Origin of the sequence: Pseudomonas sp. p1(2021b) (assembly GCF_020151015.1) — a bacterium.
Lineage (GTDB): Bacteria > Pseudomonadota > Gammaproteobacteria > Pseudomonadales > Pseudomonadaceae > Aquipseudomonas > Aquipseudomonas putida_K.
In genome coordinates this window covers 4,718,365-4,743,079 of sequence record NZ_CP083746.1, presented here as the reverse complement: position 1 = coordinate 4,743,079, position 24,715 = coordinate 4,718,365, and the positions used below count along the sequence as shown (strand labels likewise).

Here is a 24,715-nt window from a genome sequence, read left to right as displayed (position 1 = left end):
CCAATGGCAATGCAGGTAAGCCAATTCATCATTGGTGTGGATGTGGCCAAAGTCGAATTGGTTGTCCATTTCGAAGACCGTGATGAACAGTCCTCGCTGAAAAATACCAAACCCGAAATCAAAAAATGGCTGGGACAACAACCCGCCAATACCGCTATCTGCGTCGAAGCAACGAATACCTACCATCTCGACCTGGTGGAGATGGCTTATGAAAAAGGCTTTGCAGTCTACGTGGTCGATGGCTTCCAGCTCAGTAACTATCGAAAGAGCGTCGGTGGTCGGGTGAAGACGGACGCCTCTGACGCTTATCTACTCTCTCGCTATCTTTCCCGCGAAGGCAGTGGACTACGTCCCTGGAGCCCACCTCCAGCCGTCTACGGCAAGCTCCAGAGCCTTCTGCGTCGCCGCGCCTCGCTGGTCTCGGCACGCACCGCCTTGATGCAAAGCTGGTCCAATGAAAGAAGCCTTGAGACCGTGTTCAAATCCTTTGCCAAGAACATGGAGAAACTCGATGTACTGCTTCAGAAAAAGCTCAAGGAGTTGGTGCGCGAAGCCGGATTAAGCGAGCAGGTCGCCCGCTGCCAAAAGATAGAAGGCATCGGATTTTTGACCGCTGTGGGGTTGGTGACAGCGTTTATCCGGGGGGACTTCAAGAATGGTGATTCATTCATCGCTTTCTTGGGCATGGACTTGCAAATCTCTGACTCCGGGCAAAAAACCGGCCGTCGGCGGCTCACCAAGCGGGGCTGCTCTGAGATACGACGCCTTCTGCACAATGCGGCAATGTCGGCTAGTCGATCAGTGGCCTGGAAAGAGGTGTATGCACACCACAGGAGCAAAGGTAAGGCTACTACCGAGGCCCTGGTGATCTTGGCCAGGAAGCTCGCCAGAGTCGCATTCGCCCTATTGAAGAGTCAGGGCGAATACGTCACCAGAACAGCTAAAAATGCTTGCCCACAACCATAGAATCTCCCACAAGGGTGACGGTGATCACTGTGGGAGCGGGCTCGCGATCAAGGGCGAAGCCCTTGCCGTCGTCAGTCGAGCAGCTGGCGCAGTACCTCGACGAACGCCTGCGCACTCGCCTCTTCCTGTTCGTGCCGCCCCTGGCGCACCACCCATTGCCCGTTGACCATCACGTCGCGCACCTGGCGATCGCCGCCGGCGAACAGCCAGCGGTTGAGAATGGCATCCCCGTTCGCCGTCGCCAGGTAAGGGTCTTGCCCATCGAGCACCAGCCAGTCGGCGCGCTTGCCTACGGCCAGTTCGCCGATGGGTTGGCCCATCGCCTGGGCGCCGCCGACCAAGGCTGCGTCGTACAAGGTCCGGCCAACCATCGGCTGGTCGCCGCGATACAGCCGGTTGCGTCGCTGGTCGCGCAGGCGTTGGCCGTATTCCAGCCAGCGCAGCTCTTCCACCACGCTCAGTGACACGTGGCTGTCCGAGCCGATGCCCATGCGCCCGCCCTGGGCCATGAAATCCACGGCCGGGAAGATACCGTCGCCCAGGTTGGCCTCGGTGGTCAGGCACAGGCCGGCCACGGCGCGGCTGCGGGCCATGGCGCTGACTTCATCGGGCTCGGCGTGGGTCGCATGGACCAGGCACCAGCGTTCGTCTACCTCGACGTTTTCATAGAGCCATTGCAGGGGGCGCAGGCCACTCCAGGCCAGGCAGTCGTCGACTTCCTTCTGCTGTTCGGCGATATGGATGTGCACCGGGCAACGTTGGTCGCTGGCAGCCAACACCTCGGCGATCTGCCCAGGGGTGACCGCGCGCAGGGAGTGGAAGCACAGGCCCAGGCGCTGGGCAGGTTGCGCCGCCAGCTGCGGGGCGAGCTGCTGTTGCAGGCGCAGGTACTGCTCGCTGGAGTTGATGAAACGGCGCTGGCCTTCGCTCGGCGCCTGGCCGCCGAAGCCTGCATGGCTGTAGAGCACCGGCAGCAGGGTCAGGCCGATGCCGGTGTCGGCGGCGGCGGCACTGATGCGCAGCGACAGCTCGGCGGCGTCAGCATAGGCGTGGCCATTGTGGTCGTGGTGCACGTAATGGAACTCGGCCACCGAGGTATAGCCGGCCTTGAGCATTTCGATGTACAGCTGGCGGGCGATGACCTGGAGCTGTTGCGGCGTGATCCGGCCGACCAGGCGGTACATCAGGTCGCGCCAGGTCCAGAAGCTGTCGTTGGGGTTGCCGGCCACTTCCGCAAGGCCTGCCATGGCGCGCTGGAAGGCATGGGAATGCAGGTTGGGCATGCCCGGCAGCAGCGGGCCGGCCAGGCGCTCGGCGCCCTCGGCCGAGGCGTTGGCCTCGACGTGGCTCAGACGACCGTCTTCGGCGACTTCCAGGCGGACATTGCTGGCCCAGCCAGTGGGCAGCAGGGCGCGTTCGGCGAAAAAGGCAGGCATTGGGAAAAATCCTGTTATTGTTTAACTTGTATATACATATACAGGCGTTTGCGTGCCGGGTAAACTGCGGCAAGCTACCGTTCAACCAATTGCACAAGGATTCAACGCCGTGCCGACACCTCCTGTCTCCGCGCTGGTTGCCCAGATGGGCGAAGGTCCGGCGCCGCTGTATGCCCGGGTCAAGCAGATGATCGTCCAGCAGATCGAAAACGGCAGCTGGCCGCCGCACCACCGGGTTCCCTCGGAAAGCGAGCTGGTCAGCCAGCTGGGCTTCAGCCGCATGACCATCAACCGTGCCCTGCGCGAACTCACCGCCGAAGGGCTGCTGGTGCGCATGCAGGGCGTCGGCACCTTCGTGGCCGAGCCCAAGACCCGTTCGGCGCTGTTCGAGGTCAACAACATCGCTGACGAGATCGCCGGCCGTGGCCACCAGCATAGCTGCCAGGTGATCCGCCTCGCCGAGGAAGCGGCCGGCTCCGAGCGTGCCTTGGCCTTGGACATGCGCGAAGGGCAGCGGGTGTTCCATTCGCTCATCGTGCACTACGAAAACGGCGTGCCAGTGCAGATCGAGGACCGCTACGTCAACGCGCAGATCGCCCCGGACTACCTCAAGCAGGATTTCACCCGGCAGACGCCCTACGCCTACCTGTCGCAGGTCGCCCCGTTGACCGAGGGCGAGCACGTGGTCGAGGCGATCCTGGCCGAGCCCGAGGAATGCCGCCTGTTGCAGATCGAGCGCGGCGAGCCGTGCCTGCTGATCCGCCGTCGCACCTGGTCCGGCCGTCAGCCGGTGACCGCCGCACGCCTGATCCACCCTGGTTCCCGTCATCGCCTGGAAGGACGATTCAGCAAATGAGTCAATTGCAGCTGTTGCGCGCCCAAGACTACCCGCGCATGCCCTGGAAGAACGGTGGAGGCTTCACCGAAGAGATTACCCGCGACGCCGGCGAGGGCCTGGAGGGTTTTGGCTGGCGCTTGTCGATCGCCGATATCGAGGAGTCCGGCGGGTTTTCCACCTTCGCCGGTTACCAGCGGATCATCACCGTGCTCCAGGGCGATGGCATGCGCCTGCTGGTCGACGGCCAGGCCAGCCGGCCATTGCTGCCGTTCGATGCCTTCGCCTTCAGGGGCGAAAGCCAGGTCAGCTGCAAGCTGCTGGGCGGGCCGATCCGCGACTTCAACCTGATCTACGCGCCGCAACGCTACCGGGCGCGGCTGCAATGGTTCGATGGCACGCAGCGGTTATACAGCTCGGCCTCGACGGTGCTGCTGTTCGCGGCCAGCGGGCATGTCGAGGCGAGCGTATCGGGGCATGGGGTGCAGCGGCTGGGCTTGTATGACTGCCTGCGCCTGGAGGGCAACGAAGAGCTGCTGAGGCTGGATGTGCAAGGGCGGTTCTGCCTGATCGAATTGATGCCGCGTTAAGCCTGGCATCGTGAAAGGGGGCTGCTGCGCAGCCTCAATCGCGGGACAAGCCCGCTCCCACAGGTACCGCGCCGCCTCAAGGGCAACGCGAGCCTGTGGGAGCGGGCTTGTCCCGCGATTGGGTCGCGCAGCGGCCCCTTTGGTTTTTCGGTTTCCCGAGGAACGGTAGAAAAAATTTAGTTGTCCATGCTTGTATGTACAAGTAAAGGTGTGTTTGTATATCGCCATCGACACACCGCCGTCGACACCGACCGCAGAGGACACACCCGTGACTGACAACAACAAATACCGTGACGTAGAAATCCGCGCCCCGCGTGGCAACAAGCTGACCGCCAAGAGCTGGCTGACCGAAGCGCCGCTGCGCATGCTGATGAACAACCTCGACCCGCAGGTCGCCGAGAACCCGAAGGAACTGGTGGTCTACGGCGGTATCGGCCGTGCCGCGCGTAACTGGGAGTGCTACGACAAGATCGTCGAGACCCTGACCCGCCTGGAAGACGACGAGACCCTGCTGGTGCAGTCCGGCAAGCCGGTCGGTGTCTTCAAGACCCACGCCAACGCCCCGCGCGTGCTGATCGCCAACTCCAACCTGGTGCCGCACTGGGCCAACTGGGAACACTTCAACGAACTGGACGCCAAGGGCCTGGCCATGTACGGCCAGATGACCGCCGGCAGCTGGATCTACATCGGCAGCCAGGGCATCGTCCAGGGCACCTACGAAACCTTCGTCGAAGCAGGCCGCCAGCACTACAATGGCAACCTGACCGGCAAGTGGGTCCTGACCGCAGGCCTCGGTGGCATGGGCGGCGCCCAGCCTCTGGCCGCGACCCTGGCCGGTGCCTGCTCGCTGAACATCGAGTGCCAGCAGAGCCGCATCGACTTCCGCCTGCAGACCCGCTACGTGGACGAGCAGGCCAAGGACCTGGACGACGCCCTGGCGCGCATCGCCAAGTACACCGCCGAAGGCAAGGCCATCTCCATCGCCCTGCACGGCAACGCTGCCGAAATCCTGCCTGAGCTGGTCAAGCGTGGCGTGCGCCCGGACATGGTCACCGACCAGACCAGCGCCCACGACCCGCTCAACGGCTACCTGCCGGCCGGCTGGACCTGGGAAGAGTACCGCGACCGCGCCCAGACCGACGCCGCTGCCGTGGTCAAAGCGGCCAAGCAATCGATGGCCGTACACGTACAAGCCATGCTCGACTTCCAGAAGATGGGCGTGCCGACCTTCGACTACGGCAACAACATCCGCCAGATGGCCAAGGAAGAGGGCGTAGCCAATGCCTTCGACTTCCCTGGCTTCGTACCGGCCTACATCCGCCCGCTGTTCTGCCGTGGTGTCGGCCCGTTCCGCTGGGCGGCGCTGTCGGGCGATGCCGAGGACATCTACAAGACCGACGCCAAGGTCAAGGAACTGATCCCGGACGACGCCCACCTGCACCGTTGGCTGGACATGGCCCGCGAGCGCATCAGCTTCCAGGGCCTGCCGGCACGTATCTGCTGGGTTGGCCTGGGCCTGCGCGCCAAGCTGGGCCTGGCGTTCAACGAAATGGTCCGCAGCGGCGAGCTGTCCGCGCCGATCGTCATCGGCCGCGACCACCTGGACTCCGGTTCCGTGTCCAGCCCGAACCGCGAGACCGAAGCCATGCGTGACGGCTCCGATGCTGTCTCCGACTGGCCGCTGCTCAACGCGCTGCTCAACACCGCAGGCGGCGCCACCTGGGTTTCGCTGCACCACGGCGGCGGCGTAGGCATGGGCTTCTCCCAGCACTCGGGCATGGTCATCGTCTGCGACGGTACCGACGAAGCCGCTGCACGTATCGCCCGCGTACTGACCAACGACCCAGGGACCGGCGTCATGCGCCACGCCGACGCCGGCTACCAGATCGCCATCGACTGCGCCAAGGAGCAGGGCCTGGACCTGCCGATGATCACGGGCTGATCGGCGTTCCTTTGGCTGTCGCCGAACAACGTTGATACTGAACAACAAGAAGGGGCCTGCGGGCCCCATGCGAATTGGAGTAGCGAAGTGACCGACCTGACTCTCAAGCCCGGCACCCTGACCCTGGCCCAACTGCGTGCTGTCCACGCAGCGCCTGTACGCCTGCAGCTGGACGCCAGCGCAATCCCGGCGATCGACGCCAGCGTCGCCTGCGTCGAGCAGATCATCGCCGAAGACCGTACTGCCTACGGCATCAATACCGGTTTCGGCCTGCTGGCCTCGACCCGCATCGCCAGCCATGACCTGGAAAACCTGCAGCGCTCGCTGGTGCTGTCCCACGCCGCCGGTATCGGCGCGCCGCTGGACGACGCCCTGGTGCGCCTGATCATGGTGCTGAAGATCAACAGCCTCAGCCGTGGCTTCTCCGGCATCCGCCGCAAGGTCATCGACGCGTTGATCGCCCTGGTCAACGCCGAAGTCTACCCGCACATCCCGCTCAAGGGCTCGGTAGGCGCCTCGGGCGACCTGGCACCGCTGGCCCACATGTCGCTGGTGCTGCTGGGTGAAGGCAAGGCCCGCCACAAAGGCCAGTGGCTGCCAGCCACCGAAGCCCTGGCGGTCGCCGGCCTGGAGCCGCTGACCCTGGCCGCGAAAGAAGGCCTGGCCCTGCTCAACGGCACCCAGGCATCCACCGCCTATGCCCTGCGCGGCCTGTTCGCCGCCGAAGACCTGTACGCCGCGGCCATCGCCTGTGGCGGCCTGAGCGTCGAAGCGGCACTGGGTTCGCGCTCGCCGTTCGATGCGCGCATTCATGAAGTGCGTGGCCAGCGTGGCCAGATCGACACCGCCGCCTGCTTCCGCGACCTGCTGGGCGACTCCAGCGAAGTTTCGCTGTCGCACAAGAACTGCGACAAGGTCCAGGACCCGTACTCCCTGCGTTGCCAGCCGCAAGTCATGGGCGCCTGCCTGACCCAGATCCGCCAGGCGGCCGAAGTGCTGGGCATCGAAGCCAACGCCGTGTCGGACAACCCGCTGGTATTCGCCGCCGAAGGCGACGTGATCTCCGGTGGCAACTTCCACGCCGAGCCTGTGGCCATGGCCGCCGACAACATCGCCCTGGCCATCGCCGAAATGGGCTCGCTGAGCGAGCGCCGTATCTCGCTGATGATGGACAAGCACATGTCCCAGCTGCCGCCGTTCCTGGTGGAGAACGGTGGGGTGAACTCCGGCTTCATGATCGCCCAGGTCACCGCTGCCGCCCTGGCCAGCGAGAACAAGGCCCTGTCGCATCCGCACAGCGTCGACAGCCTGCCGACCTCCGCCAACCAGGAAGACCACGTGTCGATGGCCCCTGCCGCCGGCAAGCGCCTGTGGGAAATGGCCGAGAACACCCGTGGTGTGCTCGCCATCGAATGGCTGGGCGCCTGCCAGGGCCTGGACCTGCGCAAGGGCCTGAAGACCTCCGCCAAGCTGGAACAGGCGCGCCAGGCCCTGCGCCGCGAAGTGCCGCACTACGACCGTGACCGCTTCTTCGCGCCGGACATCGAAATCGCCGCCGAGCTGCTGGCCAAAGGGACCTTGACCAGCCTGCTGCCGGCCGGCGTCCTGCCAAGCCTGTGACATCGCCATCGCGGGACAAGCCCGCTCCCACAGGGACCTCGCCGTACCTGTAGGAGCGGGCTTGCCCCGCGATTGGGCTGCGTAGCAGCCCCTTCTATTTCACGACCACAAGAACAATTCAAGAAGGACGTGACATGCAACAAACCCAAGGTCTCAAGCGCGGGCTATCGGCCCGGCACATTCGTTTCATGGCGCTCGGTTCCGCGATCGGTACCGGGCTGTTCTACGGTTCGGCCTCAGCCATCCAGATGGCCGGCCCGGCCGTCCTGCTGGCCTACCTGATCGGTGGCGCGGCGGTGTTCATGGTCATGCGCGCCCTCGGTGAGATGGCCGTGCACAACCCGGTGGCCGGCTCCTTCGGTCACTACGCCAGTACCTACCTCGGCCCCATGGCGGGCTTCATCCTCGGCTGGACCTACGCCTTCGAGATGGTCATCGTCGCCATCGCCGACGTCACCGCATTCGGGATCTACATGGGCTTCTGGTTCCCGGAAGTGGCCCGCTGGATCTGGGTGCTGGGCATCGTCTTCATCATCGGCGGCCTTAACCTGTGCAACGTCAAGGTCTTCGGCGAAATGGAGTTCTGGCTGTCGCTGCTCAAGGTCGGGGCGATCGTCGCCATGATCCTGGCCGGCTTCGGCATCATGATCTTCGGCCTGGGCCACGCCACCACCGAAACCACCGTCGGTGTGAGCAACCTGGTCAGCAATGGCGGCTTCATGCCCAACGGTATCGGCGGCCTGATCGCTTGCTTCGCCGTGGTGATGTTCGCCTTCGGTGGCATCGAGATCATCGGTGTCACCGCCGGTGAAGCCAAGGACCCGCAACGCGTCATCCCCAAGGCGATCAACGCCGTGCCGCTGCGCATCCTGCTGTTCTACGTGCTCACCCTGTTCGTGCTGATGTGCCTGTACCCCTGGCCGCAGATCGGCAGCCAGGGCAGCCCATTCGTGCAGATCTTCAGCAACCTGGGCATTGGTTCGGCCGCTGCCGTGCTGAACGTGGTGGTGATCTCGGCCGCGGTGTCGGCCATCAACAGCGACATCTTCGGCGCCGGCCGCATGATGTATGGCCTGGCCCAGCAAGGCCATGCGCCGCGCAGCTTCGGCAAACTGTCCCGCCACGGCGTGCCATGGATGACCGTGCTGGTGATGGGCGCTGCGCTGCTGGTCGGCGTGCTGCTGAACTACCTGATCCCGGAGAACGTGTTCCTGCTGATCGCCTCGATCGCCACCTTCGCCACCGTGTGGGTATGGACGATGATCCTGGTCAGCCAAGTGGCCATGCGTCGCCGCCTGAGCGCCCAGCAAGTCGCCGAGCTGAAGTTCCCCGTGCCGTTCTGGCCCTACGGGCCGGCCATGGCCATCGCTTTCATGTTGTTCATCTTTGGTGTACTTGGTTACTTCCCGGATACTCAGGCTGCGTTGATCGTCGGCGTCATCTGGGTGGTGTTCCTGGTGGCCTCCTACCTGCTGTGGTGCAAGCCGCGGGCAGGGCAGGGCCAGCCAGTCCGGGAGCCGGCCGAACTGCACCGCTAGAAACGGAGACCGCTTATGAGAACCCTCTGGCAGCACTGTCACGTGGCGACCATGGCCCAAGGCCGCTACTCGATCATCGAGGATGCGGCGATCGTCACCAACGCGGGGCGGATCGAATGGATCGGCCCACGTGGCGAACAGCCGTCGGTCGACGCCGAGCGTACGGTCGACCTGGGCGGCGCCTGGGTCACCCCGGGGCTGATCGATTGCCACTCCCATGCGGTGTTCGGTGGTAACCGCAGCGGCGAGTTCGAGCAGCGCCTGCAGGGCGTCAGCTACGCCGAGATCGCCGCCCAGGGCGGCGGTATCGCCAGCACCGTGCGGGCGACCCGTGCGGCCAGCGAGGACGAGCTGTTCGCCAGTGCACGCCAGCGGGTCCAGGCATTGATGCGCGATGGTATGACCACGCTGGAGATCAAGTCCGGCTACGGCCTGGACCTGGCCAACGAGCGCAAGATGCTGCGGGTCGCCCGGCGCCTGGGCGAGGAGCTGCCGCTGACCGTGCGCAGCACCTGCCTGGCTGCCCATGCCTTGCCGCCGGAATACGCCGGCCGGGCGGACGACTACATCGCGCATATCTGCGACCAGATGCTGCCCGCCCTGGCCGAGGAAGGCCTAGTGGACGCGGTGGATGCCTTCTGCGAACACCTGGCATTCTCGCCAGCCCAGGTCGAGAAGGTGTTCATCAAGGCGCGCGAGCTGGGCCTGCCGGTCAAGCTCCACGCCGAGCAGCTGTCGTCGCTGCACGGCTCGAGCCTGGCGGCGCGCTACCATGCGCTGTCGGCCGACCACCTGGAGTTCATGACCGAGGAAGACGCCATCGCCATGGCCGAGGCCGGCACCGTCGCCGTGCTGCTGCCGGGGGCGTTCTATTTCCTGCGCGAAACCCAGCTGCCGCCGATGGAGGCCCTGCGCCGCCACGGCGTGAAGATCGCCCTGGCCAGCGACCTGAACCCCGGCACCTCGCCTGGGTTGTCGCTGCGCCTGATGCTGAACATGGGCTGCACCTTGTTCCGCATGACCCCCGAGGAGGCGCTTGCCGGCGTCACCCTGCACGCCGCCACGGCACTGGGCCTGGGCGAAAGCCACGGCTCGCTGGAGGTGGGCAAGGTGGCGGACTTCGTCGCCTGGCAGATCGAACGCCCGGCGGATCTGAGCTACTGGCTCGGCGGCGACCTGCCCAAGCGGGTGGTACGCCTGGGCCATGAGATATCCAACTGAGCGAGGGCACATGGACAAGGTATTGAGTTTTCACCAGGGCCAGCTGCCGCTGCTGATCAGCATGCCTCATGCAGGCCTTGGCCTGACCGAGACCGTGCGTGACGGTTTGGTCGAGCAGGCGCGCAGCCTGCCGGACACCGACTGGCATATCCCACGGCTGTACGATTTCGCCCGAAACCTGGGTGCCAGCGTGGTGGCTGCGGAATATTCGCGGTTCGTCATCGACCTGAACCGCCCGGATGACGACAAGCCGTTGTATGCCGGCGCCACGACGGGCCTGTACCCGGCGACGCTGTTCGAGGGCGAGCCGTTGTTCAAGGCGGGTCAGGAACCCTCTGCGGACGAGCGCAAGGGCTATCTGGAGCAGATCTGGCGGCCCTACCACGAGACGATCCGACAGGAACTCGCGCGCCTGCGCGAGATTCACGGCTATGCCCTGTTGTGGGACGCCCACTCGATCCACTCGGTCATCCCGCACCTGTTCGACGGCAAGTTGCCGGATTTCAACCTGGGCACCTTCAATGGCGCCAGCTGCGACCCGGTCCTGGCCGAGCGCCTGCTGGGTGTCTGCGCTCAGGCCCAGGGCTACACCTCTGTGCTCAACGGGCGTTTCAAGGGCGGGCACATCACCCGTCATTACGGCGACCCGGCGAACCACATCCATGCGGTGCAACTGGAGCTGGCGCAGAGCACCTACATGGAAGAGGTCGAGCCGTTCGCCTACCGCGAGGAGCTGGCCCAGCCGACCCAGGTGGTGTTGAAGCGGTTGCTGGAAACCGTCGTGGCCTGGGGCAAGGAGCGCTACGGGCGTTGATACTTGGGCTGCCTTGCAGCCCTTTCGCGGCACAAGGCCGCTCCTACAGGAGATCGCGAGGTTCTTGTAGGAGCGGCCTTGTGCCGCGAAAGGGCGCAAAGCGGCCCCAGTATCCCGATCGACATCCACCTGTTTCACCGCGACACATGCTCAAAGCGCAATTCAGGTTTATGATGCCAGGCGGCAGACTAAATCCTCACACGGAGTGCGCAATGCAGACCCTGTACCCGCAGATCAAACCCTACGCCCGGCACGATCTGGCCGTGGAAGCGCCGCATGTGCTGTATGTCGACGAAAGCGGTTCGCCGGAAGGTCTGCCGGTGGTGTTCATCCACGGTGGCCCGGGCGCTGGCTGCGATGCCCAGAGCCGCTGCTACTTCGACCCCAACCTGTACCGCATCATCACCTTCGACCAGCGCGGCTGTGGCCGTTCCACGCCCCACGCCAGCCTGGAGAACAACACCACCTGGCATCTGGTCGAGGACCTGGAGCGCATCCGCGAGCACCTGGGGATCGACAAATGGGTGCTGTTCGGCGGCTCCTGGGGTTCCACCCTGGCCCTGGCCTATGCCCAGACCCACCCCGAGCGCGTCCATGGCCTGATCCTGCGGGGCATCTTCCTGTGCCGCCCCCAGGAGATCCAATGGTTCTACCAGGAAGGTGCCAGCCGCCTGTTCCCGGACTACTGGCAGGACTACATCGCACCGATTCCGCCGGAAGAGCGCGGTGACCTGGTCAAGGCCTTCCACAAGCGCCTGACCGGCAACGACCAGATCGCCCAGATGCACGCCGCCAAGGCCTGGTCCACCTGGGAGGGCCGCACCGCGACGCTGCGCCCCAACCCGCTGGTGGTCGACCGCTTCTCCGAGCCACAGCGCGCCCTGTCGATCGCCCGCATCGAATGCCACTACTTCATGAACAATGCCTTCCTCGAGCCGGACCAACTGATCCGTGACCTGCCGAAGATCGCCCACCTGCCCGCGGTGATCGTGCACGGCCGCTACGATGTGATCTGCCCGCTGGAAAACGCCTGGGCGCTGCACCAGGCCTGGCCGAACAGCGAGCTGAAGGTGATCCGCGACGCCGGCCATGCCGCCTCCGAGCCGGGTATCACCGATGCCCTGGTGCGCGCCGCCGACCAGATGGCCCGCCGCCTGCTCGACCTGCCCCTGGAAGAAGCATGAAGGGCCTGCTGCAGCGCGTGCGGGGCGCGCGGGTAGAGGTGGAGGGGGAAATCGTCGGCGCTATCGACCAAGGCCTGCTGGTGCTGGTGGCGGTGGAGCCGGGGGATACCCGCGAGCACGCCGACAAGCTTTTGCACAAGCTGCTCAACTACCGTGTGTTCAGCGATTCCCAGGGCAAGATGAACCTGTCGCTCAAGGACATCGGCGGCGGCTTGCTGCTGGTGTCCCAGTTCACCCTGGCGGCCGACACCCGCAACGGCATGCGCCCGAGCTTCTCCACCGCGGCGCCGCCGGCCCTCGGCGCCGAATTGTTCGACTACCTGCTCGAGCGAGCCCGCGCCGCGCACGACACTGTCGCCAGCGGCTGTTTCGGTGCCGATATGCAGGTGCATCTGGTCAATGATGGCCCAGTGACATTTATGTTACAAATTTGAGCTTAAAAACCCTATGTTTGCGTGAAAAACAAGAGGGTTTGTACGATAAATAGTTGTTCCAGCCTGATGCGTTGTAACGCGCCCTGCTGGATAATCGCGCGCTGCGTGAGCCTGCGTTCGCAGGCTCGTTTCACTCTGACTCGAGCATTGTCTGGAACCGTTTGGGGAATCATTGCGCCCTCACGGGGTCCGAACAGTGCTCGCCAACCCGGCATTGGTCGCTGGCCGTTGGTTTCATGATCTGTTTTCGGCGAGGGTTGCTCGTGATTGTAAGTCCCTGTATTGCACAAAGAATCCCCGGAAATCGTCTGCGCAAGGCCCTGGCGGCAGGCGTTGCACTGATCGGCCTGATGAGCGCTGGCCAGCTGTGGGCATTCAATCTTGACGATGTTGCAGCCAAGGCAAAGGATCTCGCCGGCCAGAAATTCGAAGCACCCAAGAGCAATCTGCCGGCGGTGTTCCGTGACATGAAATTCGCGGACTACCAGAAGATCCGCTTCATCCAGGAAAAGGCCGAGTGGGCCAAGGACAAGACGCCGTTCAAGCTGTCCTTCTACCACCAGGGCATGCATTTCGACACGCCGGTGAAGATCAACCAGGTCACCGCCACCAGCGTCGAGGAGATCAAGTACGACCCGAGCCGCTTCGAGTTCGGCGACGTACCCCATGACCCCAAGACCGTCGAGAACCTGGGCTACGCCGGTTTCCGCGTGCTCTACCCGATCAACAAGGCCGGTAAGCAGGACGAGATCATGACCCTGCTGGGCGCCAGCTATTTCCGCGTGGTCGGCAAGGGCCACGTGTACGGCCTGTCGGCCCGTGGCCTGGCCATCGACACCGCGCTGCCGTCGGGCGAGGAGTTCCCGCGCTTCCGTGAGTTCTGGGTCGAGAAGCCCAAGCCCACCGACAAGCACCTGGTGATCTACGCCCTGCTGGACTCGCCGCGCTCCACCGGTGCCTACAAGCTGATCCTGCGTCCGGGCAGCGACACGCTGGTGGACGTAAAGTCCAAGGTGTTCCTGCGTGATCACGTCAGCCGCCTGGGCGTTGCCCCGCTGACCAGCATGTACCTGTTCGGCAGCAACCAGCCATCCAAGGTCCTCAACTACCGCCCGGCCCTGCACGACTCCGAAGGCCTGTCGATCCACGCCGGCAACGGCGAGTGGCTGTGGCGTCCGCTGAACAACCCCAAGCACCTGGCCGTGAGCAGCTTCAGCGTGGAGAACCCGCGTGGTTTCGGCCTGCTGCAGCGCCAGCGTGAGTTCAGCCACTACGAAGACCTCGACGACAACTACCAGAAGCGTCCGAGCGCCTGGATCGAACCCCGTGGCGACTGGGGTAAAGGTACTGTCGACCTGGTCGAGATCCCCACCGCCGACGAGACCAACGACAACATCGTTGCCTTCTGGAGCCCGGAGAAACTGCCAGAGCCGGGCAAGCCGATGGAGTTCGAATACCGCCTGCGCTGGACCATCGACGAGTCCCAGCTGCATTCGCCGGAGCTGGGCTGGGTCAAGCAGACCATGCGTTCGACCGGTGACGTGAAGCAGTCCAACCTGATCCGTGAGGCCGATGGCAGCGTGGCCTTCCTGGTCGACTTCGAAGGCCCGGCGCTGGCCGCCCTGCCTGAGGACACCGCCCTGCGCAGCCAGGTCAGCGTGGGCGACAACGCCGAGGTGGTCGAGAACAACCTGCGCTACAACCCTGAAATCAAGGGCTGGCGCCTGACCCTGCGGTTGAAGGTCAAGGACCCGAGTAAGTCCACCGAGATGCGTGCCGCGCTGGTACGCGACGTTCCGGTGGAACCGGCCAAGCCGGCCAAGGAAGGCAAGCAGGAAAAGGCCACTGGCAAGCACGCCAAGGCCGAGAACGCCGTCAAGGCTGAACAACCTGCCGCCGATGCGGCGCCCACCAACGGGGCCCCGGCCACCACCGAGAAGGTGATGACCGAGACCTGGAGCTATCAGTTGCCTGCCGATGAGTAACTCAAGCGCCCGGCCAGAATCGCTTGCCGAATACCTGGCCCACCTACCACTGAGCGACGAGCAGCGGGCAGAACTTGCCAGCTGCACCTCGTTCAGTGAGCTGCACCAACGCCTGGCGGCCCATCCGGCCGCCACTGCCGCCGAGGCCGTGCAGGCCTCGGTGGGCCCACGCCTGACCGTGGGCAGCGCCGCCGAGCTGGAAGAGGCTGAGATGCTCGGCGTCGACGCCGGCGGGCGGCTGTGCCTGAAGATCGCGCCGCCGATCAAGCGTACCCGCGTGGTGCCCGAACCCTGGCGCACCAACGTGCTGGTGCGGATGTGGCGGCGCCTCACCGGGCGTACCAACGCCCCGCAGCCGCCCAAGCGCGAGCTGCCACCGGCCCGCTGGCGCCGGGTCGGCTCCCTGCGTCGCTACATCCTGCTGCTGCTGATGATCGGCCAGACCCTCGTGGCCGGCTGGTACATGAAGGGCATCCTGCCTTACCAGGGCTGGTCGTTCGTCTCGCTCGACGAGATCATGGCCCAGACCTTCTGGGAAACCGTGGTGCAGGTCTGGCCGTACGCCTTGCAGACCTCCATCCTGGTCTTGTTCGGCATCCTGTTCTGCTGGGTGTCGGCAGGTTTCTGGACCGCGCTGATGGGCTTTCTCGAGCTGCTCACCGGGCGTGACAAATACCGCATCTCCGGCAGCAGCGCCGGCAGCGAGCCGATCGCGCCCCAGGCGCGTACTGCATTGGTGATGCCGATCTGCAACGAGGACGTGCCGCGGGTCTTCGCGGGCCTGCGCGCGACTTTCGAGTCGGTGGCCGCCACGGGCGACCTGGACCGCTTCGACTTCTTCGTGCTCAGCGACACCAACGACACCGACATCGCCGTCGCCGAACAGCAGGCCTGGCTCGAGGTATGCCGCGAAGCCAAAGGTTTCGGGCGCATCTTCTATCGCCGCCGTCGCCGCCGCGTGAAGCGCAAGAGCGGTAACCTGGACGACTTCTGCCGTCGCTGGGGTGGTGAGTACAAGTACATGGTCGTGCTCGACGCCGACAGCGTCATGAGCGGCGAGTGCCTGACCAGCCTGGTGCGCCTGATGGAGGCCAACCCGGACGCGGGCATCATCCAGACCGCGCCGAAGGCGTCGGGCATGGACACCCTCTATGCACGCATCCAGCAATTCGCCACCCGTGTCTACGGCCCGCTGTTCACCGCCGGCCTGCACTTCTGGCAGCTGGGCGAATCGCATTATTGGGGCCACAACGCGATCATCCGCATGAAGCCCTTCATCGAGCATTGCGCCCTGGCGCCGCTGCCGGGCAAGGGGGCCTTCGCCGGTGCGATCCTCTCCCACGACTTCGTCGAAGCCGCGCTGATGCGCCGTGCCGGCTGGGGCGTGTGGATCGCCTACGACCTGCCGGGCAGCTACGAGGAACTGCCGCCGAACCTACTCGACGAGCTCAAGCGCGACCGGCGCTGGTGCCACGGCAACCTGATGAACTTCCGCCTGTTCCTGGTAAAAGGCATGCACCCGGTGCATCGCGCGGTGTTCCTCACCGGCGTGATGTCGTACCTGTCGGCGCCGCTGTGGTTCTTCTTCCTGGTGCTTTCGACCGCATTGCTGGCCACCAACACCTTGATGGAGCCGCAGTACTTCATCGAGCCGTTCCAGCTCTACCCACTGTGGCCGCAATGGCACCCGGAGAAGGCCATCGCGCTGTTCTCCACCACCATCGTGCTGTTGTTCCTGCCCAAGCTGCTGAGCATCGTGCTGATCTGGGCCAAGGGCGCCACCGAGTTCGGCGGGCGCATCAAGGTCACCTTGTCGATGCTGATCGAGATGCTGTTCTCCATGCTGCTGGCGCCGGTGCGGATGATCTTCCACACCCGCTTCGTCCTGGCTGCGTTCCTCGGCTGGGCGGCGACCTGGAACTCGCCGCAGCGTGACGATGACTCCACCCCGTGGAGCGAAGCCGTGCGTCGCCACGGCCCGCAAACCCTGCTGGGCATCGCCTGGGCGGCCCTGGTGGCTTGGCTGAACCCGAGCTTCCTGTGGTGGCTGGCGCCGATCGTGGGCTCGCTGGTGCTGTCGATCCCGGTGTCGGTGATCTCCAGCCGCGTGCGCCTGGGCCTGAGCGCCAAGGACGAAAAGCTGTTCCTGATCCCTGAGGAATATGCGACCCCGCACGAGTTGCTGGCCACCGACCAGTACACTCACGAAAACCGTTGGCATGCCATGCATGACGGTTTCGTCCGGGCCGTGGTCGACCCTCGGCAGAACGCCCTGGCCTGCGCCATGGCCACGGCACGCCATGGCCAGGCGGCGCCGATCGAGGCGTTGCGCGCCGAGCGCGTGGCCAAGGCGCTGGAAGTGGGTCCCAAGGGGCTGGATGGCAACACGCGCCTGGCCTTGCTGAGCGACCCGGTGGCGCTGTCGCGCCTGCACGAGCAGGTCTGGGCCACGCACAACGAAGCGTGGATCGGCGTGTGGCGCAACTCCATCACCAGCGACCCGCACTCGCCGTTGCTGCCGCTGCACCCGGACAATCAGGCCCAGCCTTCGCTGGTCGGCGCCTGATCTTTCACAAGGCCGCTCCTACGTTGCACGTCCCCTGTAGGAGCGGCCTTGTGCCGCGATCGAGGGCGCAGCCCTCGCCATCTCTTCGATTTTGGCCAACAAAGTCCCCCCTGGCTCTAGGTCCCAGCCTGCGCATGCGTTAGCATCCCTCTCGATATTGCGTATCGGTCTATCGACCTTTCCAACAATAAAATTCGCACTACTTTGCTAGGGGACCTGGTGATGATGAAAAAATACCTGTCGCGACTCTTGGTCGGTGTCACCGCGCTGGTCGCGGTCACCGCCGCCCAAGCGGGCGCCATCGAAGACGCGGTCAAGCGTGGCACGCTGCGGGTCGGCATGGACCCCACCTACATGCCCTTCGAGATGACCAACAAGCGTGGCGAGATCATCGGCTTCGAGGTCGACATCCTCAAGGCCATGGCCAAGTCCATGGGCGTCAAGCTGGAGACCGTCTCCACCGCCTATGACGGCATCATCCCGGCCCTGCTGACCGACAAGTTCGACATGATCGGCAGCGGCATGACCCTCACCCAGGAACGCAACCTGCGCCTGAACTTCAGCGAACCCTTCATCGTGGTCGGCCAGACCCTGCTGATCCGCAAGGAGTTGGCAGGCGAGATCAAGTCGTACAAGGACCTGAACAACGAGAAGTACCGCATCACCTCCAAGCTCGGCACCACCGGCGAGATGGTCGCCAAGAAGCTGATCGGCAAGGCCAAGTACCACGGCTACGACAACGAGCAGGAAGGCGTGATGGATGTGGTCAACGGCAAGGCCGATGCCTTCGTCTACGACGCACCGTACAACGTGGTGGCGGTGGACAAGGCCGGTGCCGGCAAGCTGCTGTTCCTCGAAGAGCCCTTCACCTACGAGCCGCTGGCCTTCGGCCTGAAGAAAGGCGACTACGACAGCATCAACTTCATCAACAACTTCCTGCACCAGATCAAGAACGACGGGACCTACGATCGGATCCACGACAAGTGGTTCAAGAACAAGGACTGGCTGAAGGAAATGGAATAAGGCCCTGGCCACAAGCCCGGCTTTATCACCCCGACGCGCAGGCAAACCCTGCGCGTTCGCTTTTACGGAAGTACCCCAATTGATCAAGCACAAGAAAGCCCAGTGGCCCTGGCACGGGTTGACCGCGCTGGTACTGGTGGGGCTGGCGTTCAGCCTCTACCTGGCCACCTCGATGATTTCCTATGAGTGGCGCTGGAACCGCGTCCCCCAGTATTTCGCCTACAAGGCCGAAGAAACCCAGCGCGCTGCCGACTACGGTACGGTCCAAGAGATCGTGGTCAGCGGCGATACCGCGCGCGTCACCCTCAAGGACGAAAGCGGCGGCCAGCAGGTCGTGGAGGTGGACAAGGACAGCATGCTGCTCAGCCGTGGCGACGACGTCGCCGAAGGCGATGCGATCGGCGTGACCCGCCATTGGGCAGCCGGCCCGTTGGCCTGGGGTTTGTGGACCACTCTGTGGATCTCGGTGGTGTCCGGTGCCCTGGGCCTGGTGATCGGCCTGTTCGCCGGGCTGTGCCGGCTGTCGAACAACCCGACCCTGCGCGACCTGTCCACGGTGTATGTCGAACTGGTGCGCGGCACGCCGCTGCTGGTACAGATCTTCATCTTCTACTTCTTCATCGGCACCGTGCTCAACCTGTCCCGGGAGTTCGCCGGGGTGGCGGCGCTGGCGCTGTTCACCGGCGCCTACGTGGCGGAGATCGTGCGCGCCGGCGTGCAGTCCATCGCCAAAGGCCAGAACGAGGCGGCGCGCTCGCTGGGCCTGAACGCCAGCCAGTCGATGCGTCATGTGATCCTGCCCCAGGCCTTCAAACGCGTGCTGCCGCCGCTGGCCGGGCAGTTCATCAGCCTGGTCAAGGACACCTCGCTGGTCTCGGTGATCGCCATCACCGAACTGACCAAGAGCGGCCGCGAGGCCATCACCACCTCGTTCTCGACCTTCGAGATCTGGTTCTGCGTGGCAGGCCTGTACCTGCTGATCAACCTGCCGCTGTCGCACATCGCCAGCCGGCTCGAGCGGAGGCTTGCGCAAAGTGATTGAAGTCCGTGACCTGGTAAAAGTCTTCGACACCCGCGGCCAGGTGGTGCGTGCGGTGGACAACGTCACCACCGGCGTGGCCAAGGGCGAGGTGGTGGTGGTGCTGGGGCCGTCTGGCTCGGGCAAGTCGACCTTCCTTCGTTGCCTCAATGGCCTCGAGCATTTCGACATGGGGCATGTGTCCATCGACGGCCTGCAACTGGATGACCCGAAGACCGACATCAACGCCTACCGCCGCGAAGTCGGCATGGTGTTCCAGCATTTCAACCTGTTCCCGCACATGACCGTGCTGGAGAACCTGTGTCTGGCCCAGAAGGTGGTGCGCAAGCGCAGCAAGGCCGAGCGTGAAGCCAAGGCCAAGGCGCTGCTGGAGAAGGTTGGCATCGGCCAGAAGGCCAACGAGTACCCGTCGCGGTTGTCCGGTGGCCAACAGCAGCGGGTGGCCATCGCCCGGGCCCTGGCGATGGACCCCAAGGTCATGCTGTTCGACGAACCGACCTCGGCGCTGGACCCGGAGATGGTCGGCGAGGTGCTGGATGTGATGAAGACCCTGGCCCAGGAGGGCATGACCATGGTCTGCGTGACCCACGAGATGGGCTTTGCCCGGGAAGTGGCCGACCGTGTCCTGTTCTTCGACCATGGCAAGTTGCTGGAAGACTCGCCGCCCGAGCAGTTCTTCGCCGCGCCCAAGGACCCACGGGCCCAGGCGTTCCTGCGTCAGGTGCTGTAACCGCCGGGGCCGCTATGGCGGCCATCGCGGGGCAAGCCCGCTCCTACAGGGGGGTACTGTGAGAGCGGGCGTTGTGCGATTGGGCTGCGCAGCAGGCCTTAGAGCCTGAACCGCCCAACCAGCCCTTGCAGGTGCGTCCCCAGCCGCGCCAGTTCGACGGTCGAGCTCGCCGTCTCTTCGCTCGCCGCCGAGGTCTGGTCGGAAATATCCCGTACGTTCATCACGCTCCGGTTGATTTCCTCGGCCGTGGCACTCTGCTGCTCCGCCGCGGTAGCGATTTGCTGGTTCATCGCCTGGATCGCCGACACGGTGCGGGTGATGGTCGCCAGCGAGCCGCCGGCACGGCGGGTCAGTTCGACGCTGCTGTCGGTCAGCGCACGGCTGCCATCCATCACGCCAGCGACTCGCTGGGTGCCGTTCTGCAGGCTGGCGATCAGCTCCTCGATTTCCTCGGTGGACTGTTGGGTACGCTGGGCCAGGCTGCGTACTTCGTCGGCCACCACGGCGAAGCCTCGGCCGGCCTCGCCAGCCCGGGCCGCCTCGATGGCCGCATTGAGCGCCAGCAGGTTGGTCTGCTGGGCCACCGACTTGATCACGTCCAGCACGCTGCCGATCTTGTCGCTTTCGGCCTTGAGCTGGTTCATTGCTTCGCTGGAGTTGATCACCTCGTTGGCCAGCCGCTCGATCTGGGCGATGGCCTCACCCACCACCCGGTCCCCTTCGCGCGCCTGCTGGTCGGCTGCCACGGCAGCCTCCGAGGCTTGTTCGGCGTTGCGTGCCACCTCGTGCACCGTGGCGGCCATCTCGTTCATCGCCGTGGCCACCTGGTCGGTCTCGACCTTCTGGTTGTTGACCCCGGCACTGGTCTGCTCGGTGACGGCCGACAACTGTTCGGCGGCACTGGCGATCTGGGTGATGCCATCACCGATGCCGCCGATAAGCTCGCGCAAGCCTTGGGTCATGCGTTGCATGCTGGCTTGCAGTTGCCCCATTTCATCGCGGCGCTCCACCGGCGGCTCCTGGCGCAAGTCGCCGTTGGCCACGCGTTCGGCGGCGGCCAGGGCCTGGCGCAGGGGAGCGACGATCTGGCGGGTGATGGCCCAGGCGGCCAGCAAACCGAGCAGCAACGCCAGGGCGGCAGCGCCAGCCAGGGTCTGCTTGGCCTGGCGGGTGCCGGCGTCACGGACCGCGGTTTGCGAGGCGGTCAGCGCCTGGCTGGTGTCCTTGAGCACCGTGCCTTGCGCAGCCATGCGCTCCAAGGCCTGTTGGCTGGCACCCAGGGCATCGTCGACCAGGGTGCCTTTGCGCTGGTCGGCCTGCCTGAGTTGGTCGAATGCCTGGCGATACTGGCGCGTGGCTTCAAGCTGCTGGCGCAGGCGCTGTTGATCGGCCGGTTGCTCGATTTGCCCGAGCATCGACTGGATCTGCTGTTCGAGCTGGTCGAGGACCTTCTCCAGCTCGGTGATCGAGGCCTGGTCATGGGTCGTCTGGTAGTGGAGGCGAGCGATGCGCAGGTCTTGAGTGGTCTCGTAGATCAGCGAGATGTTGCCCAGCTTGTCACCGCGGTTGGTGACATTGTCCAGGCCGATCCAGCCGGTAACGGTAATGGCCAGGGTCAAGAGCAATACCAGGCCGAAACCGAAACCCAGCTTGCGATTGACGCTCATATTCCCCAGCGACTGGTTAAACCATCGGTACATGTTCTACTCCCCGGCAACGGTAGCATTTTTGTAATGTTGCCAAGGCCATCGGCGTGCGCCGGGGAAACTTGACGGGTCAAGGCTGACCCGTCCGTCAGAAAATACGCGACAGCAGCGCCGTGACGGCGGTTTCCACGCGCAGGATGCGCTCGCCCAATTGCACCGGGGCCAGGCCCGCCTTGCCCAACAGGTCGACTTCGTAGGGGATCCAGCCGCCTTCTGGCCCGATCGCGAGGGTAACCGGCTCGTCGACAGCACGCGGGCAGGCGGGGTAGGGGCCGGGGTGGCCGACCAGGCCCAGGGTGCCACTGGCGATCGCCGGCAGGCGGTCTTCGACGAACGGCTTGAAGCGTTTTTCGATGATCACCTCGGGCAGCACCGTGTCGCGTGCCTGCTCCAGGCCCAGGATCAGGTTCTCGCGGATGGTCTCGGGGTTCAGGAAGGGGGTCTGCCAGAAGCTTTTCTCGACCTTGTAGCTGTTGACCAGGATCAGCCGCGGCACGCCCAGGGTGGCGACCGTCTGGAACAGGCGGCGCAGCATCTTGGGGCGCGGTACGGCGAGGATCAGCGTCAGGGGCAGCTTGGCCGGTGGCGGCTGGTCGAAGGCGACCTGCAGCTCGGCCTCGTGCCCCTCCAGACGCAGCACGCTGGCCAGGCCCATCAGCCCGCCGATGCGACCGACCCGCAAGGTGTCCCCCACCGCCACGCGATGGATCTCCTGCATGTGGGTGAAGCGTCGATCGGCCAGCACCACACGGTCGGCCGCGATGAAATCGGCCTCCTCGAGCAACAACAGGTTCACGATTGGGTCGCTGGCGGTTGGTCGTTGTGGTCGTCCGGCGCGCCTTCCTGGGCGTGGCTGCGCTTGCGGATCAGGCTGCCGCACAGCACGCCCACCTCGAACAGCATCCACATGGGCACGGCGAGCAGGGTCTGGGAGAAGATGTCCGGTGGCGTGAGGACCATGCCGACCACGAAGCAGCCGATGATCACGTAGGGGCGGATCTTCTTCAGGTACTGCACGTCCACCACGCCGATCCACACCAGCAGTACCACGGCCACCGGAATCTCGAAGGCGACGCCAAAAGCGAAGAACAGCGTCATGACGAAGTCCAGGTAGCTGGAGATATCCGTCATCATCGACACGCCTTCGGGCGTGGCGCTGGCGAAGAAGCCGAAGATCAGTGGGAATACCAGGAAATAGGCGAACGCCATGCCGGCGTAGAACAGCAGGATGCTCGACACCAGCAGCGGGATGGCGATGCGCTTTTCATGGCGATACAGCCCCGGCGCGATGAAGCCCCAGATCTGCTGGAGGATGAACGGGATGGCCAGGAACAGCGAGACGATCATGGTCAGCTTGAACGGCGTCAGGAACGGCGAGGCCACGTCTGTGGCGATCATCGTCGCGTTGGCCGGCAAGTGCGCGCGCAAGGGTGCCGAGACCAGGGTGTAGATCTGCTGGGCGAAGGAGAACAGCCCGGCGAAGATCAGGAAGACGGCGGCAACGCAGCGCAGCAGGCGGGTGCGCAGTTCGGTCAGGTGCGAGACCAGCGGCATCGGCTGGTCGGTTTCCGGTCTATCGCTCATGGGGCTCGTGGCGGTTGGGGAGGCTCGGATGGCGTGGCCGGGGCCGCAGGTGTGCTCGCCGTCGGGTTGGCAGGTGCTTCGGTGCTGCTCGGCTGGGCCGGTGGCGTCTGCGGGTTGAGGATGCGCCGGGCCTCCTGTTCCATCGACAGGATGTGCTCGTTGTGCAGCTGGCGACGGATCTCGTCGGCGCCGATCTCACGCTCGACTTCCATCTTGATGCTGTTGAAGCTGCGCTTGAGCCGGCCGATCCACAGGCCTGCGGTGCGGGCGGCACCGGGCAGGCGCTCGGGGCCGAGCACCAGCAGGGCGACCAGGCCGACGAGCAGCAGCTCGCTGAAGCTGATGCCGAACATGGGTCAGTCTTTCCGCTGCGGCTCTTGGACCGGTTGGGCCTGGCCTTCGAGGGTGTGGCCCTGGTTCTGCTGCGCGGTGTTCTGCACGGGCTGGGCGGGTTGCGCCGGTGGCGGGGTCTGCTCGGCCGGCTTGGTCTCTTCCTCGTTCATGGCCTTGCGAAAGCCCTTGATGGATTCGCCCAGGTCGCTGCCCAGGTTCTTCAGCTTCTTGGTGCCAAAGACCAGGACCACGACGACCAGCAGGACGATCCAGTGTTTCCAGTCAAAAATACCCATTTCGTACTCCTGAAAATGTGTGTCGGTCTGTTGACCCTTGGGGCTGCGTTGCAGCCCATCGCGGCACGAGGCCGCTCCTACAGGGAACTGCGAATCTGCAAGGCGCCCCCGGTAATAGTTCAGGCAGACGGCTGGCGCGCGGCCTTTTCGTCATGCCCGGAAAGCCCGAAGCGGCGCTCCAGCTCGTCGAGCACCGCCTGGGGATGCTGGCCCAGGGCGCTGAGCATCACCAGGCTATGAAACCACAGGTCGGCGGTTTCATAGATGACATCGCTGCAATCCTGGCTGACGGCGGCATCCTTGGCGGCGATGATGGTCTCCACGGACTCTTCGCCGAGCTTCTCGAGGATCTTGTTCAGGCCCTTGTGGTACAGGCTGGCCACATAGGAGCTGTCGGGCGCCGCCTGCTTGCGTTGCTCGAGCACCTCGGCGAGGCGGTTGAGGGTGTCGCTCATGTCAGTGTCCTGCGCTATAGATGGCATCCGGGTCCTTCAGGACCGGGTCGACGGTTTTCCACTGGCCGTCTTCGAAGACGCGGTAGAAGCAGCTTTCACGGCCGGTATGGCAGGCGATGTGGCCTAGTTGCTCGACCATCAGGATGATCACATCGGCATCGCAGTCCAGGCGCATCTCGTGCAGCTTTTGCACATGCCCCGACTCTTCGCCCTTGCGCCACAGTTTGCCACGCGAACGCGACCAGTAGATGGCACGTTGTTCAGCGGCGGTCAGGGCCAGGGATTCGCGGTTCATCCAGGCCATCATCAGTACGCGCCCGGTCTTGTGGTCCTGCGCGATCGCCGGCACCAGGCCCTCGCTGTTCCACTTGATCTCGTCCAGCCAGTCTTTCATCGTCGACTCCAAATCCGGGCCCGC

Annotated in this window: 23 protein-coding genes; 15 read left to right on the top strand and 8 right to left on the bottom strand. The window is 64.6% G+C overall.

The genetic code is table 11. The annotated features are described in order from the left end of the window. The first annotated feature begins 3 nt into the window (after positions 1-3). A complete protein-coding gene (locus K8374_RS22020) occupies positions 4-966 on the top strand; it encodes an IS110 family transposase (protein WP_224455813.1) in 963 nt (320 codons plus the stop codon). Positions 967-1,037: 71 nt separating this feature from the next. Here the strand turns inward: K8374_RS22020 and K8374_RS22015 are convergent, their stop codons facing one another. Continuing rightward, positions 1,038-2,402 (bottom strand): formimidoylglutamate deiminase, encoded by a 1,365-nt coding sequence (locus K8374_RS22015; protein WP_224457194.1) that lies wholly within the window; start codon positions 2,400-2,402, stop codon positions 1,038-1,040. Positions 2,403-2,547: 145 nt separating this feature from the next. Between K8374_RS22015 and hutC the strand changes: the two genes are divergently transcribed. The 14 genes from hutC to K8374_RS21945 all read left to right on the top strand — a co-directional run bounded on the left by hutC (position 2,548) and on the right by K8374_RS21945 (position 19,923). Further along, the gene (gene hutC / locus K8374_RS22010) at positions 2,548-3,258 is read left to right on the top strand and encodes a histidine utilization repressor (RefSeq protein WP_172402939.1); all 711 of its coding nucleotides are present in this window, start codon (positions 2,548-2,550) and stop codon (positions 3,256-3,258) included. Further along, a complete protein-coding gene (locus K8374_RS22005; protein WP_224457193.1) occupies positions 3,255-3,827 on the top strand; it encodes a HutD family protein in 573 nt (190 codons plus the stop codon). The genes hutC and K8374_RS22005 overlap by 4 nt, the downstream gene beginning before the upstream one ends. Positions 3,828-4,095: 268 nt before the next feature. Beyond that, the gene (gene hutU / locus K8374_RS22000) at positions 4,096-5,769 is read left to right on the top strand and encodes a urocanate hydratase (protein ID WP_196144020.1); all 1,674 of its coding nucleotides are present in this window, start codon (positions 4,096-4,098) and stop codon (positions 5,767-5,769) included. An 87-nt stretch (positions 5,770-5,856) separates the two neighbouring features. Beyond that, positions 5,857-7,389 carry a histidine ammonia-lyase gene (gene hutH, locus K8374_RS21995; protein WP_084853960.1) on the top strand — a complete coding sequence of 511 codons (1,533 nt, stop codon included), beginning with the start codon at positions 5,857-5,859 and terminating at the stop codon, positions 7,387-7,389. A 134-nt stretch (positions 7,390-7,523) separates the two neighbouring features. Further along, on the top strand, positions 7,524-8,927 hold the full coding sequence (locus K8374_RS21990) for an amino acid permease (protein WP_224457192.1): 1,404 nt from the start codon (positions 7,524-7,526) through the stop codon (positions 8,925-8,927). 15 nt (positions 8,928-8,942) lie between these two features. Further along, entirely contained in the window at positions 8,943-10,148 is a 1,206-nt protein-coding gene (hutI, locus tag K8374_RS21985) for an imidazolonepropionase (RefSeq protein WP_224457191.1), read from the top strand. A gap of 10 nt (positions 10,149-10,158) precedes the next feature. Continuing rightward, positions 10,159-10,962 (top strand): N-formylglutamate deformylase, encoded by an 804-nt coding sequence (gene hutG / locus K8374_RS21980; RefSeq protein WP_224457190.1) that lies wholly within the window; start codon positions 10,159-10,161, stop codon positions 10,960-10,962. A 212-nt stretch (positions 10,963-11,174) separates the two neighbouring features. Further along, positions 11,175-12,146 (top strand): prolyl aminopeptidase, encoded by a 972-nt coding sequence (gene pip / locus K8374_RS21975; protein ID WP_084853967.1) that lies wholly within the window; start codon positions 11,175-11,177, stop codon positions 12,144-12,146. Further along, on the top strand, positions 12,143-12,580 hold the full coding sequence (dtd, locus tag K8374_RS21970; RefSeq protein ID WP_224457189.1) for a D-aminoacyl-tRNA deacylase: 438 nt from the start codon (positions 12,143-12,145) through the stop codon (positions 12,578-12,580). The genes pip and dtd overlap by 4 nt, the downstream gene beginning before the upstream one ends. A 263-nt stretch (positions 12,581-12,843) precedes the next feature. Then, entirely contained in the window at positions 12,844-14,565 is a 1,722-nt protein-coding gene (locus K8374_RS21965) for a glucan biosynthesis protein G (RefSeq protein WP_318010854.1), read from the top strand. After that, positions 14,558-17,131 (top strand): glucans biosynthesis glucosyltransferase MdoH, encoded by a 2,574-nt coding sequence (gene mdoH / locus K8374_RS21960; RefSeq protein WP_224457187.1) that lies wholly within the window; start codon positions 14,558-14,560, stop codon positions 17,129-17,131. Before K8374_RS21965 ends, mdoH begins: the two co-directional genes overlap by 8 nt. 225 nt (positions 17,132-17,356) lie before the next feature. Further along, positions 17,357-18,154 (top strand): transporter substrate-binding domain-containing protein, encoded by a 798-nt coding sequence (locus K8374_RS21955; protein ID WP_224459381.1) that lies wholly within the window; start codon positions 17,357-17,359, stop codon positions 18,152-18,154. 79 nt (positions 18,155-18,233) lie between these two features. Continuing rightward, on the top strand, positions 18,234-19,196 hold the full coding sequence (locus K8374_RS21950) for an amino acid ABC transporter permease (RefSeq protein ID WP_084853972.1): 963 nt from the start codon (positions 18,234-18,236) through the stop codon (positions 19,194-19,196). Then, complete coding sequence (locus tag K8374_RS21945; RefSeq protein WP_224459380.1) at positions 19,189-19,923, top strand: amino acid ABC transporter ATP-binding protein; 735 nt, start codon at positions 19,189-19,191, stop codon at positions 19,921-19,923. Before K8374_RS21950 ends, K8374_RS21945 begins: the two co-directional genes overlap by 8 nt. A gap of 98 nt (positions 19,924-20,021) precedes the next feature. Here K8374_RS21945 and K8374_RS21940 read toward each other — a convergent pair whose 3' ends face one another. The 7 genes from K8374_RS21940 to hisI form a co-directional block, all read right to left on the bottom strand. Further along, a complete protein-coding gene (locus K8374_RS21940) occupies positions 20,022-21,623 on the bottom strand; it encodes a methyl-accepting chemotaxis protein (protein ID WP_224457186.1) in 1,602 nt (533 codons plus the stop codon). Positions 21,624-21,717: 94 nt separating this feature from the next. After that, entirely contained in the window at positions 21,718-22,425 is a 708-nt protein-coding gene (locus K8374_RS21935) for a 16S rRNA (uracil(1498)-N(3))-methyltransferase (protein ID WP_224457185.1), read from the bottom strand. Further along, positions 22,422-23,213, bottom strand: a complete 792-nt coding sequence (gene tatC, locus K8374_RS21930; RefSeq protein ID WP_224457184.1) for a twin-arginine translocase subunit TatC — start codon at positions 23,211-23,213, stop codon at positions 22,422-22,424. The genes K8374_RS21935 and tatC overlap by 4 nt, the downstream gene beginning before the upstream one ends. Beyond that, positions 23,210-23,566: a Sec-independent protein translocase protein TatB gene (gene tatB / locus K8374_RS21925; protein ID WP_224457183.1), complete on the bottom strand. Its 357-nt coding sequence runs from the start codon at positions 23,564-23,566 to the stop codon at positions 23,210-23,212. The genes tatC and tatB overlap by 4 nt, the downstream gene beginning before the upstream one ends. Positions 23,567-23,569: 3 nt before the next feature. Then, positions 23,570-23,842 (bottom strand): twin-arginine translocase TatA/TatE family subunit, encoded by a 273-nt coding sequence (locus K8374_RS21920; protein WP_224457182.1) that lies wholly within the window; start codon positions 23,840-23,842, stop codon positions 23,570-23,572. A gap of 119 nt (positions 23,843-23,961) precedes the next feature. Beyond that, the gene (locus tag K8374_RS21915; protein ID WP_224457181.1) at positions 23,962-24,297 is read right to left on the bottom strand and encodes a phosphoribosyl-ATP diphosphatase; all 336 of its coding nucleotides are present in this window, start codon (positions 24,295-24,297) and stop codon (positions 23,962-23,964) included. A gap of 1 nt (position 24,298) precedes the next feature. Next, on the bottom strand, positions 24,299-24,691 hold the full coding sequence (gene hisI, locus K8374_RS21910; protein ID WP_013974544.1) for a phosphoribosyl-AMP cyclohydrolase: 393 nt from the start codon (positions 24,689-24,691) through the stop codon (positions 24,299-24,301). Positions 24,692-24,715: the final 24 nt, after the last annotated feature.

Bases quoted from the DNA above. Each gene is read 5' to 3' on its own strand.
- mdoH (WP_224457187.1), top strand. From the start codon at position 14,558: ATGAGTAACTCAAGCGCCCGGCCAGAATCGCTTGCCGAATACCTGGCC.
- K8374_RS21955 (WP_224459381.1), top strand. From the start codon at position 17,357: ATGAAAAAATACCTGTCGCGACTCTTGGTCGGTGTCACCGCGCTGGTC.
- pip (WP_084853967.1), top strand. From the start codon at position 11,175: ATGCAGACCCTGTACCCGCAGATCAAACCCTACGCCCGGCACGATCTG.
- hutG (WP_224457190.1), top strand. From the start codon at position 10,159: ATGGACAAGGTATTGAGTTTTCACCAGGGCCAGCTGCCGCTGCTGATC.
- K8374_RS22015 (WP_224457194.1), bottom strand. From the start codon at position 2,402: ATGCCTGCCTTTTTCGCCGAACGCGCCCTGCTGCCCACTGGCTGGGCC.
- tatC (WP_224457184.1), bottom strand. From the start codon at position 23,213: ATGAGCGATAGACCGGAAACCGACCAGCCGATGCCGCTGGTCTCGCAC.
- hutI (WP_224457191.1), top strand. From the start codon at position 8,943: ATGAGAACCCTCTGGCAGCACTGTCACGTGGCGACCATGGCCCAAGGC.
- K8374_RS22020 (WP_224455813.1), top strand. From the start codon at position 4: ATGGCAATGCAGGTAAGCCAATTCATCATTGGTGTGGATGTGGCCAAA.
- K8374_RS22005 (WP_224457193.1), top strand. From the start codon at position 3,255: ATGAGTCAATTGCAGCTGTTGCGCGCCCAAGACTACCCGCGCATGCCC.
- hisI (WP_013974544.1), bottom strand. From the start codon at position 24,691: ATGAAAGACTGGCTGGACGAGATCAAGTGGAACAGCGAGGGCCTGGTG.
- hutC (WP_172402939.1), top strand. From the start codon at position 2,548: ATGGGCGAAGGTCCGGCGCCGCTGTATGCCCGGGTCAAGCAGATGATC.
- K8374_RS21990 (WP_224457192.1), top strand. From the start codon at position 7,524: ATGCAACAAACCCAAGGTCTCAAGCGCGGGCTATCGGCCCGGCACATT.
- K8374_RS21940 (WP_224457186.1), bottom strand. From the start codon at position 21,623: ATGTACCGATGGTTTAACCAGTCGCTGGGGAATATGAGCGTCAATCGC.
- dtd (WP_224457189.1), top strand. From the start codon at position 12,143: ATGAAGGGCCTGCTGCAGCGCGTGCGGGGCGCGCGGGTAGAGGTGGAG.
- K8374_RS21915 (WP_224457181.1), bottom strand. From the start codon at position 24,297: ATGAGCGACACCCTCAACCGCCTCGCCGAGGTGCTCGAGCAACGCAAG.
- K8374_RS21920 (WP_224457182.1), bottom strand. From the start codon at position 23,842: ATGGGTATTTTTGACTGGAAACACTGGATCGTCCTGCTGGTCGTCGTG.
- tatB (WP_224457183.1), bottom strand. From the start codon at position 23,566: ATGTTCGGCATCAGCTTCAGCGAGCTGCTGCTCGTCGGCCTGGTCGCC.